Source organism: Sphaerisporangium cinnabarinum, from assembly GCF_055567015.1.
This window is the reverse complement of the sequence record NZ_JBVHRG010000009.1, coordinates 59,507-73,700: the sequence shown is the minus strand read 5'-3', so window position 1 is coordinate 73,700 and position 14,194 is coordinate 59,507. Positions and strand designations below refer to the sequence as shown.

Genomic DNA, 14,194 nt, shown 5'->3' with positions numbered 1-14,194 from the left:
GTTCCATGCGACGCACGACCATCCTCTCGGCCCTCGCCGTGACCGCCCTCGCCCTCACGGGCGCCTGCTCCGCCGTCGACACCGGCACGGGGACGGGGAGCACGGGCGGGAGCGGCTCGACCGACCAGGCCGAGACCACGCTGCCCGCGTCCTGCGACGGGGACGACCCATACGTCGCGGTCAGCCTGCCGAACCTCACCAACCCGTACTACGTGGCGATGAAGAAGGGCTTTGAGGACGGCGGTGCCGCCAACGGGTTCGACGTCGAGGTCCAGGTCGCGAACGACGACGACGCCCAGCAGCTCGCTCAGGTCGAGGCCATGCTGCAGAAGGACCCCTGCGCCCTCGCGCTCAACCCGGTGAAGTCGGAGCCCGCCGCCGGGATCGTCAAGGCGGCGAACGACGCGGGCGTCCCGGTGTTCACGGTGAACGTCATCGTCGACGAGGACGCCCTGGCCGCCCAGGGGGCGACGATCGTCCAGTACCTCGGCGCGGACAACGAGGCGGGCGGGCGGGCCATGGGCGAGCAGGTCCTCGCGGACCTCGGCGCGGACGCCGCGCTCAGCATCGGCTTCATCACCGAGCCCGACGAGCGCCCGGTCGTCATCCGCGACGAGGGCTTCACCGACGCGGTGTCGGCCAACCCGAACGCGGAGGTCGTCGCCAAGGTCGACGGCAACGTCAAGCCCGACGACTCGCTGCGCGTCACGGGCGAGATGCTCCAGGGCAACCAGGACGTCAACGTCATCTGGGCCTCGACCGGACCGGCCGTGTACGGGGCGCTGCAGGCCCTGGGCAACCGCACCGACGTCGCGCTCTACGGGTTCTGCGCGTCCGAGGAGCCGCTCACCGAGGTGTACCGCGGCTGCGTCGCGCAGGAGCCGGAGAGCTACGGCACGCAGGTGACCGAGCAGATCCGCGCGTACGTCGACGGCGAGGACGTCGAGCCGGAGATCCTCCTGCCGCTCAAGGCGTTCACCGTCGGCGAGACCCCTGCGCCGGGGGAGGTCGGCTGACATGACCGACGTCACGACGTCGGCCCCGCGGGGCGCCGCCGGGGGCGGCGCCCTGCGGGCCAGCGGGATCGTCAAGAGCTTCTCGCACGTGCCGGTGCTCCAGGGCATCGACCTGACGCTCGCGGCGGGCACCGTGACCGGGCTCGTGGGTCACAACGGCGCCGGGAAGTCGACCCTGCTCCGCGTCCTCGCGGGGGCGCACCCCGCCGACGAGGGCACGGTGACCGTCGACGGCCAGGCGCTGCCCCAGGGCTCCCCGACCGCCGCGCTCGACGCGGGGATCTCGACCGTCTACCAGGAGCTCTCGCTCCTGCCGAACCTCACCGTCACGCAGAACGTGTTCCTCGGCCGCGAGCTGACGCGCGGGGGAGCGCTCGACCGGCGCGTCATGCGCGAGCAGTCCCGCGCGCTCGCGGACCGGTTCGGCCTCGCTGTGGACGTCGACCGCAAGCTCGGCGCCTACCCCGTCGCGACCCGCCAGCTCCTCGAGGTCGCGGTGGCCGTGGCGCGCGACGCGCGCTACCTGCTGCTCGACGAGCCGACGACGAGCCTCGAGGGCGGGCAGGTCGAGCGGTTCCTCGAGACCGTGCGCGACCTGGCCCGCACCGAGGGCCTGGGGATCCTGCTCGTCGACCACAAGCTCGACGAGCTGTACGCCGTCGCCGACCACGTCGTCGCTCTCGTCGACGGGGAGGTCCGCATCTCCGGCCCGGCCGCCACCGTCGACCGGCAGGCGGTCGTGCACGCGATCGCGGGGGACGAGGCCGTCGCCTCGACGGGTGGCGTCACGGAGGCGGCGCAGCGCACCGACGTCGTCCCGCTGGACGCGGGCGCCCGGCCGTCGCTCGTCGTGCGGAACCTGCGCACGCCCGCGCTCGCCGATGTCAGCCTGGAGGCCTACCCGGGCCGCGTGCTCGGGGTCTACGGGCTCATCGGCGCCGGGCGCACCGAGCTGCTGCGCACGCTCGTCGGGCTGGACAAGGTCCTCGCGGGGAGCATAGAGCTCGACGGCGCGCCGTACCGTCCCGCCGCCCCCGCCGACGCCCAGCGCCGCGGCCTCGTCTACCTCACGGAGGAGCGCAAGGTCGACGGCATCGTCGGGGGGCTGGACGCGACGACCAACGTCGTGCTCCCCGTCCTCGACCGCTACCGCCGGCTCGGCCTGCTGGACAAGCGGCGCATGCGCCGCGAGGCGACGGCCCTCATGGACCGCATGCAGGTCCGCGGCGACCGCGAGGGCCCCGTCGAGCGCCTGTCCGGCGGCAACCAGCAGAAGGTGCTGCTCGCACGCGTCCTCGCGCAGGCTCCCCGCGTGCTGCTGCTCGACGAGCCCACGAAGGGCGTCGACATCGGCGTCAAGACCGAGATCCACCGGCTCCTGCGCTCGCTCGCGCACGACGACGGCCTCACGGTCGTCGTCGTGTCCAGCGAGGAGGAGGAGATCCTCGAGCTCGCCGACGACGTCGTCACCCTCACGGAGGGCCGGTGCGACGGCGACGTCGTCGCGGCCGGCGACCTGTCCTCCGTGGACCTGCGGCACGCGGCGTGGAGCGCCGCGTGACCGCACCGAACACCCCTGGACGAGGAGCACCCATGACCATCCCCGAGATCACGACGCGACGCCGGGCCGCCGTGCTGGAGACCGCCCGGGCCGTCGTCGCGCACGAGGCGCAGGGAGTCGCCGCGAGCGCGACGGACCTGGACGACGTGTTCCTGGACGTGGTCCAGCGGGTGTACGAGTGCACGGGCAAGGTCTTCGTCACGGGGGCGGGCACCTCCGGCGCGGTCGCGCGCCGCATGGCGCACCTGCTCTCGGTGTCCGGCACCCCGTCGGTGTTCATCTCGGGGGCGGACGCGCTCCACGGCACGATGGGCGCGATGGCGCCGGGCGACATCCTCGTCGCGATCTCGCGGGGCGGAGGGAGCGACGAGATCAACGACCTCGTCGTGCGGGCCAAGGAGCGCGGCGTCGACACCGTCGTGGCGGTCACGGCGGACGCCTCGTCGCGCCTCGCCCGGAACGCGGACGTCGTGGTCGAGCTGACGATGATCCCCGGGATCGACCCCGGCGAGGTCATCGCGATGGGCTCGACCCTCGTGACGGCGGCGTGGGGCGACGCGCTCGCCGTGGTCCTCATGCGGATGCGCGGGTACTCGTGGGCGAACGTCCTGCACTCGCACCCCTCCGGGGCGGTCGGCAAGATCGACGAGGCGCCCCAGGAGCTGCCTCCCCTCGAGCCCTACTGGAAGTAGACATGGACCTTGTCGCAGGGGTCGACTCGTCGACCCAGTCCTGCACCGTCGAGCTGCGTCGCCGGGACGACGGCGCGCTCGTGGGGACCGCCTCGGCCCCCCACCCGCGGACCGCGCCCCCGGTCAGCAGACAGGACCCGCGCGCGTGGTGGGCGGCGTTCCGCGCGGCGTTCTCCGGTGCCCTGCGCGACGCCGACGCCGACGCGCGGCAGGTGGTCGCGCTCGCCGTCGGCGCCCAGTGCCACGGTCTCGTGCTCCTGGGCCGGGACGGCGAGCCCTTGGCGACCGCCCCCCTGTGGAACGACACGACGGCGGGCCCGGAGGCGGCGCGGATCGCCCACGAGTACGGCCTCGAGCGGTGGATGCAGGACGTCGGCATGGCGCCGTCGTCGGCGCTCACGATCATGAAGCTCGCCCACGTGGCGACGACCGAACCCGCGCTCCTCGACCGCGTCGCGCACGTGCTCGTGCCTCACGACTACCTCACGTACCGGCTCACCGGGGAGGCGGTCACCGACCGGTCCGACGCCGCCGGGACGGGCTACCTCGACGTCCACCGGGGCGAGTGGCGACCCGAGCTCCTGGAGCGCTTCGTCTCGTCCGAGGTCGGCTGGGCCGACGTGCTGCCGACCGTCCTCGGGCCGGACACCCCGGCCGGGACGGTGCGCCCGCACGTCGCGGCGGAGCTCGGGCTCGGGCCGGGCGTCGTGGTGGGGCCGGGCGGAGGGGACCAGCACCTCGCCGCCGTCGGGCTCGGGCTCGCCGAGGGCGACCTCGGCGTCTCGCTCGGGACCTCGGGCGTCGTCCTGAGCCCGCGCCGCACGTCCGTCGTCGACCCCCTCGGCACGGTCGACTCCGTGTGCGACGCGACCGGCGGGTACCTGCCCCTGGCCTGCACCCTCAACGCCGCCAAGGTCACCGACACGTTCGCGCGGCTCCTCGACGTCGACCACGCGACCCTCGAGCGCCTGGCCCTCGCGGCGCCCGTCCGGGCGCAGCGCCCGACGCTCGTCGCCTACCTCGACGGCGAGCGCACCCCGCGGCGACCGGGCGCGACCGGCGTGCTCGGCGGCATCACCGGCGAGACGACCCGGGAGGACGTGGCGCTCGCCGCGTACGAGGGCGTCGTGGCGGGGCTCGTCGGGGCCGCCCGGGCGCTGGAGCGCGCGGGCGTCGACACGAGCGGCGAGGTCGTCGTCAACGGCGGCGGCGCGCGCTCGCTCGCGTACCGGCAGGTCCTCGCCGACGCGCTCGGACGTCCCGTCGTCCGCCGTGCCGCCCCGGAGGCGACGGCGCGCGGGGCCTGCGTCCAGGCGGTGGCCGTGCTCGAGGGCGCGACCGTGGCCGGCACGGCCGAGCGGTGGCGCCCGTTCGCGCTCGACGCCGTCCCGCCGCGCACGGACCCCGCCACGATCGACGCCGCCCACTACGACCTGCTCGCCACGGTCGCGGACCGTCCGCGGCCGTCCGCGACCTGACCACACCCTCCAGGGAGAACGCATGCTGTACATCGACTCCGCCGACCGCGACCAGGTCGAGCGGCTGCTCGCGACCGGCCTGTTCGCCGGCGTCACCACGAACCCGACGATCCTGCGCCGCGCGGGCCTCACCGTCGACGACGTCCCCACCGTGCTCCGGTGGGCCCGCGCGGCGGGAGCCGGGACGGTGTTCCTGCAGGCCGTCGGGCCGGACGAGACGGCGCTCGAGACCCACGGGCGGCAGCTCGCCGACCTCGGCCCGGACGTCGTCGTGAAGCTGCCGGCGACGCGCGACGGGCTCGCCGTCTCCCGTCGGCTCACGCGCGAAGGGGTGCCCGTGCTCGCGACGGCGGTCTACCACGCGTCGCAGGCTCTCGTCGCGGACGCGGCGGGCGCGGGCTGGATCGCGCCCTACGTCGGGCGGATGAGCGACCTGGGGCTCGACGGGGTCGGGCAGACGGCCGACCTCCACGCCGCGCTGCGCGCGTCGGGCCAGGGCTGCCGCGTGCTCGCGGCGAGCCTGCGCGACACGGCCCAGGTCGCGGCGCTCGCGGCCCGCGGGATCGAGGACCTCACGCTGTCCACCGCGCTCTGCGCGGCGCTCCTGGAGAACCCGGACACCGTCGCCGCGGCGGCGCAGTTCGAGACGGACGCCCGCGCGGCGGGATGACGCGACCCGGGCGAACGCACGACGCGGGGCAGGGACGTCGTCCCTGCCCCGCGTCGTGACGTGCGAGGGGTGCGGCGCGGTCGTGACCGCGGCGCGTCAGCCGTCGAGCGAGACGGTCCCGCGGGCGACGCCGCCGAGCCAGCCGAGGCTGGGCTTGGGCGTGCGCTCGAAGGTCTCCGGGTCCCACGCGACGAGCCCGAACGTCGGCGCGAACGAGCCCCACTCGTAGTTGTCGAGCAGCGACCAGTGCAGGTAGCCGAGCAGCGGGAGGCCCGCCTCCATCTCGGCGTGCAGCGCGCGCAGGGCGTCGCGCGTGTAGTCGATGCGGCGCGCGTCGTCCGCCGTCGCGATGCCGTTCTCGGAGACGAGGACCGGCAGGCCGGTGATCTCGTGGCCGAGGCGCGCGGCCTCCGCGATGGCGGCCGGGTAGTACTCCCACCCGGTGAGCGTCTTCTCCGAGTCCTCCGGGGCGGGCAGCGGCCCGTCCACGGTGATGCGCGTGCGCGTGTAGGCCTGGACGGCGACGAAGTCGTCGCCGCGCGAGGCCTCGAGGAAGACGGTCTCGCGCGGGTAGGCGTACTCGCGCAGGACCTCCTCGGCGCCCGGGTCGGCGAAGAACTGCTGCGGCGCGACGGGCCACCCGACGGGCACCCCGACGGTCCGCACGAGCTCGACGGCCCGGCGGTGCGCGGCGACGAGGTGCTCGGTCGCGACCGGGTCGGGCGCGTGCATGGTGCCGGCCTGGAGCTGCTCGGCGCCCTTGGCGGCCGTGATCATCATCGCGAGGATGTTCGGCTCGTTGATGGTGAACACGTGCGACGCGCGGTCGAGCAGCGGCAGCACGTGCTCGACGTACCGCGCGAACCGGTCGACGGACCGCGGGTCGGTCCAGCCGCCGTCCTCCGCGAACCAGCGCGGCGACGTGAAGTGGTGCAGCGTGACGAGCGGCGTGACCCCGTGCTCGAGGCAGCAGTCGATCATGCGGCGGTAGTGGTCGAGCTCGGCCCGCGAGAAGCGGCCCTCGGCCGGCTCGATGCGCGCCCACTCGATCGAGAACCGGTACGAGGTGAGCCCGGACTCGGCCAGGAGCCGGACGTCCTCGGCGTACCGGTGGTAGGAGTCGGCGGCGTCGCCCGACGGCTCGGCGAGGGTCGAGGCCGGGTCGACCTCGCGCGCCCACCAGTCGCTGTTGACGTTGTTGCCCTCGATCTGGTGGGCCGCCGTGGCGGCGCCCCAGACGAAGGACTCGGGGAAGGTGATCGACACAGGCTCTCCTCGTCGGTCGCCGGTCACTTGATGCCGGTCATGGCGATGCCCTGCACGAAGTAGCGCTGCAGGAACAGGAACAGGATGAGGATCGGCGTCACGACGAGCACGGACCCGGCCATGAGCAGGCCGTAGTAGGTGCCGTTCGAGCCGACCGAGTACAGCGAGAGCGCGACGGGGAGGGTGTACATGTTCTCCGTCTGCGCGACGACCAGGGGCCACAGGAAGTTGTTCCACGACCCGAGGAACGTGAGGATGCTCAGCGTCGCGAGCGGCGGCCCGCACTGGGGGAGCACGATCCGGAAGAAGACCCGGAACTCGCCCGCGCCGTCGATCCGGGCGGCCTCGATGAGCGCGTCCGGGATGCCGAGCATGAACTGCCGCATGAGGAACACGCCGAGCGGGCCGGCGAGGAACGGCAGGATGAGCGCCGGGTAGGTGTTGACGAGCCCCATGTTGGACACGAGCACGAACATCGGCACGAGCGTGACGACGCCCGGGACCATCAGCGTGAGCATGACGAGCGCGAACAGCACCTTCTTGCCGGGGAACTGCATCTTCGCGAGGGCGTAGCCGACCATCGAGCAGAAGATGATGTTGCCGAGCACCACGGCGACGGCGACGACGATCGAGTTGGTGAAGTATTGCCCGTAGTTGAGCTGGGACAGCCACCGCTCGTAGTTGTCGAGCGTCGGGTTCTCGGGCCACCAGGTGATGGGCCGCTGCAGGAGCTCGCCCTGCGTCTTGAAGCTGCCGAGCGCCATCCAGATGAACGGCATGAGCGTCAGGAGCAGCCCGACGACGAGCGCGGTGTACGTGGCGCCGCGCGACCAGCGGACCGGGCGTCGCGGCCGACGGCGCGGCGCGTCCTGGGGGGCCGACGTCGCGGAGGGGGTCCGCGAGGACGTGACGGTCATGTCAATCCTCCTTCGACCGCAGCAGGCGGAACTGGACGGCGGCGAGGGCGGCGATCAGCGCGAAGAGCACGTACGCGGCTGCGGAGGCGAACGCGTAGTTGCCGTACCCGAACTGGTTGTAGACGTAGTAGCTGATGGTCAGCGTCGAGTTGACCGGGCCGCCCTTCGTCATGACGAAGGGCTCCTCGAACACCTGGAGGAAGCCGACCGACAGCAGCACCGCGCCGAGCAGCAGCGTCGGGCGCATCAGCGGGACCGTGATGGAGCGGAAGCGCCGCCACGAGCCGGCGCCGTCGACCTCGGCCGCCTCGTAGACGTCGCGGGGGATCGCCTGGAGGCCGGCCAGGAAGATGATCATGAGCGTGCCCATGTTGCGCCACGCGGCCATGAGGATGATCGACGGCATCGCCCACGTGCTGTCGTTGAGCCAGTCGGGACCGTCGATCCCGACCCAGCCGAGCACGGTGTTGACGAGGCCCGAGTCCTGGAGGATGAACCGCCAGACGACCGCCACGGCGACGATCGACGTCACGACGGGCGTGTAGAAGCCGACCCGGAAGACGCTCCGGAACTTCTCGATGCCCGAGTTGAGCGCGACGGCCAGGGCGAGGCCGAGCACCATCGTCAGCGGGATGCCGACGAGGACGAAGTAGAAGGTGTTGACCAGCGCCTTGCGGAACAGCTCGTCCTGGAAGACGCCGGTGAAGTTCTCGATCCCGACGAAGTTCACCGCGAACGGGGTCTTGATGTCACGGATCGTGAGGTCCGAGAACGACATCCCGAACGACGCGAGCAGCGGCCCCAGCATGAAGACCGTGAAGACCGCGACGAACGGGAGCGCGAACAGCCAGGCGACGAGCGCTTGCCGTCGCCGGTGGACGGCGCCGGCCGTACGCCGGCGCCGTCCCTCGGTGGTGGTGGTCATGACCGACGGGCCCTGTTACCAGCCGAGCCCGAGCGTGTCGGCCTTGGCCTGGATGGCCTTGGCCGCGTCCTCGGAGGTCACCTGACCGTTGGCGACCTTCTCGGCCTCGGTCTCGATGGTGGCCGAGAGCTCGTCCCAGCTCGGGACGGTCGGCGGGGCGATCGTGTTCTCGAGCTGCTCCTGGAGCACCTGCGTGCGGGGGTTCGAGGTGAGCGCCTCGTAGTCCCACGCGCTGTTCAGCGCGGGCAGGTCGCTCGTCGCGTCGAACCACGCCTGCTGCGTCTCGGGCTCGGAGAGCCAGCGGATGAGCTTCCAGGCGCCGTCGGCGTTCTTGGCCTCGGCGAAGACGCCGAGGTGCGCGCCGCCGATGTAGGAGTCGTTGTTGGCGGAGCCGGCAGGCACGGGCACGGTGGCCACGTTCTGCTCGACCCAGTCGTCGCCCTGGAGGTCGGCGAGCACGTTGACCATCCACGGCCCGGAGATGAACGCCGGGTCGGAGCCGTCGACGAACGCGCTGTTCTGCGAGTCGCCGTAGCCGGACAGCGGCGACAGGCCCTCGGTGAAGAAGGACGCGTAGTAGTCGAGCGCGTCGACCATGGCCTGGTTGTCGAGGTCGAACCCGTCGCCGGCCTCGTTGAGGACGGAGCCGCCGGCCTGCGAGTAGAACGGCAGGATGACCTGCGTCGAGTCCTCGGCGTCGCCCATCGGGAGCTGGAGGCCGTAGGTCGAGCCGTTGGCCTTCATGGCCTCCGCGAACGCGGTGAGCTCCTCCCAGCTGGTGGGAGCCTCGACGCCCGCGGCCTGGGCGAGGTCGGAGCGGTAGTACAGGACGCGCGTCTCGACGTACCACGGCACGCCGTACGCGACGCCGTCGGCGACGGTCGAGGCGGCGGCGCCCTCGACGAAGTCGGCGTTGTCGACGAGGCCCTCGGGGACGGGGGCGAGGCCGCCGGTCGCGACCATCGTCGGCATGAAGGACGAGCCGATCATGATCGCGTCGGGCACGGTGCCCGCGGCGACGGCGGTCTGGAACTTCGTCATGACGTCGGCCCACGGGATCGTGGTGACCTCGACGTTCGCGTCGGGGTTCTCCTCCGTGAAGCCCTGGACGAAGTCGGGCAGCTTCTCGCCCTCCTCACCCATCGCCCAGATCGTGATGTCACCCTCCGCGGGCGCGTCGTCCACCGTCGTGGTGGATCCGGCGCTGGTCTCACCACCCGTGGAGTCGTCGTCCGCGCGACCGCACGCGGTCAGGGCCAGGAGTCCGACGACGCCGATGGCGACCGCCTTGCGTCCGAGCTTCATGAGCAATCCTCCTCATCGAGCAGTCGGCTCGTCCGTGTGAGCCGCTGTGGAAACTACCTTAGCGTGCGCTCGGTTAGTATTTTCAACCGGGGCGTCCAGGCCGTACCGTTGGCGCCGACAGACCTGCCGAAGGAGACGGTGATGAACGAGAGCGACCCCGCAGGTGGCGGCGCCACGACGGGGACGGCCGGGGGCCCGGGGACGACGACCGCGACGGGCGCTCGCGGCACGACGGCGGCCGGCCTCCCGGACCGCCGCATCGTCCGCGGCGAGCAGCGCCGCCGCGAGATCCTCCGCACGGCGGTGGAGGTGTTCGGCGAGCAGGGCTTCCGCGGCAGCTCGCTGCGCGAGATCGCGGCCCGCGTCGGGATCTCCGAGGCCGGGCTGCTGCACCACTTCGGCAGCAAGGCCGGTCTCCTCACCGCGACCCTGGAGGAGCGCGACCGGCGCGACCGGGTGCGCCGCGGCGAGGACGAGGCCGCCGGCGCCGACCTGCTGACGACCATCCGCGACCAGGTGCGGCGCAACGCAGAGACGCCCGGCCTCGTGTCCCTCCACGTGGTGGTCGCGGCCGAGGCGACGGACGCGAGCCACCCCGCGCACGACGTCGTCCGCGACCGCTACCGCGCGCTGCGCCACCAGGACGACACCCGCTTCCAGGACGCCGTCGCCCGGGGCGAGCTGCGCCCCGAGGTCGACCCGGCGGCGATCGGCCAGCTCTTCTCCGCCGTCATGGACGGCCTGCAGCTCCAGTGGCTGCTCGACCCCGACAACGTCGACATGGTCGCCCTCTTCGACCAGTTCCTCGCGCTGCTGCGCCCCGACGGCACGTCGCCCGCAGCACCCGAGCCCCGCACCACCGAGCAGGAGACCGCGTGACCCTCACCGCGACCGAGACCCCCGCCCGCGCCACGCTCACCTCGGGCGGGCTGACCGTCGAGCTCACCGGCGGCGGCGACGTGCGCGCCGTCAGCACGGACGGCCTGCTCGTGAACCAGTACCTGCCGGGCGAGCACGACCGCATGCCCGGCGGGATCCTGCTGCGCGCCACGCGCCCGGACGGCACGGTCGAGGTTGCGCGCCTCACCGGCTCGGCCCCCGCCGTGACGGCGGTCGAGGTCGGCGCCGACCGCGTCGTGTGGTCGGGCGCGGCGCTCGGGCTCGCCACGCGCGTCGCGCTCACGCTCGACGGGCGCGCGCTCGTCTGGCGCGTCGACCTCACGGCCGGCCCCGCGACGGACGACGGCACGCGCTACGACGTCGTGCACGCGCAGGACCTGGCGCTCGCGCCGCCCGCCGCGGCGCTGTCGAGCGAGCCGTACGTGTGTCAGTACCTGCTGCACCGCGCGCTCGAGCACCCCGACGCCGGGACCGTGCTCGTCAGCCGGCAGACCATGTCCGCGCAGCCGCGCCTCCCGCTCGCGGTCGCGTTCCTCGTCGAGGGCGCCGTCGCGCACCTCACGGACTCGCTCCAGGTCTTCACCGCGCGCTCGCGCCGCGACGGGCTGCCGCACGGCCTCCTCGGTCCGGTGCAGCCGGGCGTGCTCCAGTACGAGTACGCGATGCCGACGCTCGTCTCGCGCCCGCTCGACCTCTCGGGCGGGACCGCGGTCGTGCACACCGTGACCGTGGTCGACGCCGACGCCCCCGGGCCGCTCGCGGCGCACCTCGACGAGGTGTCCGGCTGGGCCGCCGCCGCGGTCGCCGCCGCGGCCGCCGACCGCCCGACCGCACCCTTCACGCCGACCGCCTCCGCGCTGCGCGACGCCCCGCTCCTCGCGGGCGACGAGCTCGACGAGGCCGGGCTGCTCGCCGCCGTGGGCCTGGGGTCCGACGACGTGCTCCTGCCCGAGCGCGACGCCGACGGCACGCTCCTGTCGTTCTTCACCGCGACGGGGACGCACGTCGTCGACGCGCGCAAGGACACCGTCACCGAGCGCTCGCACGGGCACGTGCTCAAGGCGGGCGACGACGTGCTGCCCACCGACGACGTCCTGTCCACGACCGCGTTCGCGCCCGGCGTCTTCGCGTCGCACGTCGTGCTCGGCAACACCACGGCGAACCGCCTCGCGACGGTGCACCGCCACCACCTCAACCTGCTGCGCAGCAGCGGCCTGCGCGTGCTCGTCGACGACGGGCGCGGGCCCCGGCTCCTCGGCCTGCCGTCCGCGCTCGTGCTCGACGTCGGCGGCGTCCGCTGGCTCTACGAGACGCCGCTCGGGCGGGTCGACGTGCGGACGGTCGCGCACGACCGCGAGAACCGCATCGACGTCTCCGTGCGCTGCGAGCGCCCGCTGCACGTCACCGCGACCCTCGAGCTCGAGGACGAGGCGGGCGGCTGGCTCGCCGAGCACGTCCCCGCGGCCCCGGGCGACGCCGTCGTGGTGCGGCCCGTGCCGGGCGGCGACGTCGACGCGCACTACCCGGACCTGCGGTACGCCCTGGCGTCGTCCGCGCGGCTCGCCGTGGAGGAGACCGCCACGCAGACCGGCTCGGAGACCGGCGCCGGGGGCGCTGCGACCCGCCGCCTCACGAGCACGACCGGCACCGGGTCGCTCACGCTCGCGCTCACCGGCTCGCTGCGCGGGACCGACGCCGCGCTCGGGCTCCTCGCGGGCGCGCACGACCCCCTGGCCGACGTCGACGCGACCCTCGCGCGCCACGTCGAGACCGTCCGCGGCGTGATGCGCGGGCTGCGGTTCGCGCCGCACGCGACGGTCGAGACGCAGGAGCTCGACCTCCTCGTGCCCTGGTACGTGCACGACGCGCTGATCCATCTCCTCGTGCCGCACGGCCTGGAGCAGTACTCGGGCGCGGCGTGGGGCACGCGCGACGTGTGCCAGGGCCCGTTCGAGCTCGCGCTCGCGGGCGGCCGCCACGACGTCGCACGCGAGATCGTGCTGCGCGTCCTGGCCCACCAGCACACGTGGGGCGAGTTCCCGCAGTGGTTCATGTTCGACGCCTACGCGGAGCGGTACAACGACTCCTCGCACGGTGACGTCGTCGTGTGGCCGCTGTTCGCGCTCGCCCAGTACCTGGAGGCGAGCGGCGACCTCGCCGTGCTCGACGAGGTCGTCCCGTTCTGGGACCACGAGCAGCGGCGCCCGGCCGCCTCGGGGCCCGACGCCGCGGCGACCGTCAGCGACCACGTGACCCGCCTGCTCGACCACCTCGACCGGGACCGCCTGCCCGGCACGGCGCTGCCCGCCTACGGCGAGGGCGACTGGGACGACACGCTCCAGCCCGCCGACCCGCGCATGCGCACCGACCTGGCGTCGACGTGGACCTCCGCGCTGCTCGTGCAGGCCGCGGAGCTGCTCGCCCGCACGACCGCCGGCCGCGACGACCTCGCCGCGCTCTCCGGGCGCGCGGGCACGCTCGCGGCGGAGGTCCGCGCGGACCTGCGCGAGCGCGCCCTCGTGGACGGCGTCCTCGCCGGGTACGTGCGCCACGGCGCCGACGGCGACGAGCTCGTCATCCACCCGTCGGACACCGTCTCCGGGATGCGGTACCGCCTCATCCCCATGACGCAGTCGATCATCGCGGGCATCCTCACGCCCGAGGAGGCCGCGGGCCACGAGCGGCTCGTGCTGGAGCACCTGCACTTCCCCGACGGCGTGCGCCTCATGGACCACCCGGCCGCGTTCGACGAGGGCGTGCCGCACACGTTCCTGCGCGCCGAGCAGGCCGCGAACGTCGGCCGCGAGATCGGGCTCATGTACGTCCACGCGCACATCCGCTACGTCGAGGCGCTCGCGGCCCTGGGCCGCGGTCGCGCGCTCGACGAGCTGCTGCGCATCAGCCCGGTCGACCTCGGCCGGCGCCTCGCGCACGCCGCCCCGCGCCAGCGCAACGCCTACTTCTCGTCGAGCGACGCGGACTTCCCCGACCGCGAGAGCTTCGCGCGCGACTTCGACGGGCTCCGCGACGGCAGCGTCGGGGTGCGCGGCGGGTGGCGCGTGTACTCCAGCGGTCCGGGCATCTACCTGCGCCAGCTCGTCCAGGGCGTCCTCGGGCTGACCGAGCGCGGCGGGGAGGTCGTCGTCGACCCGGTGCTGCCCGCGGCGGCGGACGGGCTCGCCGTCGACCTGGACCTCGGCGGCCGCTCGCGCCGGGTGGTCTACCGCGTCGCGGCGACCGCGGACGGCGTGCAGGTGCGCGCCGGGAGCGGCCCGGACGCGCTCGCGCCCGTCCCGGCGACCCCGCGCGCCGGGGACTACCGGCAGCGCGGCGTCGTCGTCGCGACGCGCGACCTCGGGGACGCCCCGCACGTCGAGGTCACGGTGGGCGCGGGCTCGGAGATCTGACCCGGTTCGTGGGGCGGGCGCGGACCGCGCGCTGCGCGGGTCGCTCCCCGTGCGCTG

11 protein-coding genes are annotated in these 14,194 nt (G+C 73.8%); 7 read left to right on the top strand and 4 right to left on the bottom strand.

Annotated elements, in window-relative coordinates:
- The first annotated feature begins 5 nt into the window (after nt 1-5).
- Genes ACZ4MO_RS13815 through ACZ4MO_RS13795 form a run of 5 tightly spaced genes read left to right on the top strand, consistent with a single transcriptional unit; the run spans nt 6 to nt 5,417 of the window.
- Complete coding sequence (locus ACZ4MO_RS13815; protein ID WP_074803940.1) at nt 6-1,016, top strand: substrate-binding domain-containing protein; 1,011 nt, start codon at nt 6-8, stop codon at nt 1,014-1,016.
- A gap of 1 nt (nt 1,017) precedes the next feature.
- Nucleotides 1,018-2,577: an ATP-binding cassette domain-containing protein gene (locus tag ACZ4MO_RS13810; protein ID WP_175009458.1), complete on the top strand. Its 1,560-nt coding sequence runs from the start codon at nt 1,018-1,020 to the stop codon at nt 2,575-2,577.
- Nucleotides 2,578-2,609: 32 nt separating this feature from the next.
- Nucleotides 2,610-3,269, top strand: coding sequence for a KpsF/GutQ family sugar-phosphate isomerase (locus ACZ4MO_RS13805; RefSeq protein WP_074803937.1), 660 nt, complete (start codon nt 2,610-2,612; stop codon nt 3,267-3,269).
- 2 nt (nt 3,270-3,271) lie between these two features.
- Nucleotides 3,272-4,747, top strand: a complete 1,476-nt coding sequence (locus ACZ4MO_RS13800) for an FGGY family carbohydrate kinase (protein ID WP_175009459.1) — start codon at nt 3,272-3,274, stop codon at nt 4,745-4,747.
- A 22-nt stretch (nt 4,748-4,769) separates the two neighbouring features.
- Nucleotides 4,770-5,417, top strand: a complete 648-nt coding sequence (locus tag ACZ4MO_RS13795; RefSeq protein ID WP_175009460.1) for a transaldolase family protein — start codon at nt 4,770-4,772, stop codon at nt 5,415-5,417.
- Between the two features lie 96 nt (nt 5,418-5,513).
- Here ACZ4MO_RS13795 and ACZ4MO_RS13790 read toward each other — a convergent pair whose 3' ends face one another.
- From ACZ4MO_RS13790 to ACZ4MO_RS13775, 4 genes are read right to left on the bottom strand one after another with little or no spacing between them, the layout of a single operon-like run.
- Nucleotides 5,514-6,683 (bottom strand): glycoside hydrolase family 1 protein, encoded by a 1,170-nt coding sequence (locus ACZ4MO_RS13790; protein ID WP_499279080.1) that lies wholly within the window; start codon nt 6,681-6,683, stop codon nt 5,514-5,516.
- Between the two features lie 23 nt (nt 6,684-6,706).
- Nucleotides 6,707-7,600, bottom strand: coding sequence for an ABC transporter permease subunit (locus ACZ4MO_RS13785; RefSeq protein ID WP_175009461.1), 894 nt, complete (start codon nt 7,598-7,600; stop codon nt 6,707-6,709).
- A gap of 1 nt (nt 7,601) precedes the next feature.
- Complete coding sequence (locus tag ACZ4MO_RS13780) at nt 7,602-8,525, bottom strand: carbohydrate ABC transporter permease (protein WP_021481814.1); 924 nt, start codon at nt 8,523-8,525, stop codon at nt 7,602-7,604.
- Nucleotides 8,526-8,540: 15 nt separating this feature from the next.
- Entirely contained in the window at nt 8,541-9,830 is a 1,290-nt protein-coding gene (locus tag ACZ4MO_RS13775) for an extracellular solute-binding protein (RefSeq protein ID WP_074803927.1), read from the bottom strand.
- 141 nt (nt 9,831-9,971) lie between these two features.
- Here ACZ4MO_RS13775 and ACZ4MO_RS13770 point away from each other — a divergent pair, with 141 nt between their 5' ends.
- Both ACZ4MO_RS13770 and ACZ4MO_RS13765 read left to right on the top strand, forming a co-directional pair.
- Nucleotides 9,972-10,709, top strand: a complete 738-nt coding sequence (locus ACZ4MO_RS13770) for a TetR family transcriptional regulator (RefSeq protein ID WP_175009462.1) — start codon at nt 9,972-9,974, stop codon at nt 10,707-10,709.
- Entirely contained in the window at nt 10,706-14,137 is a 3,432-nt protein-coding gene (locus ACZ4MO_RS13765; RefSeq protein WP_175009463.1) for a GH36-type glycosyl hydrolase domain-containing protein, read from the top strand. The genes ACZ4MO_RS13770 and ACZ4MO_RS13765 overlap by 4 nt, the downstream gene beginning before the upstream one ends.
- Nucleotides 14,138-14,194 lie beyond the last annotated feature (57 nt).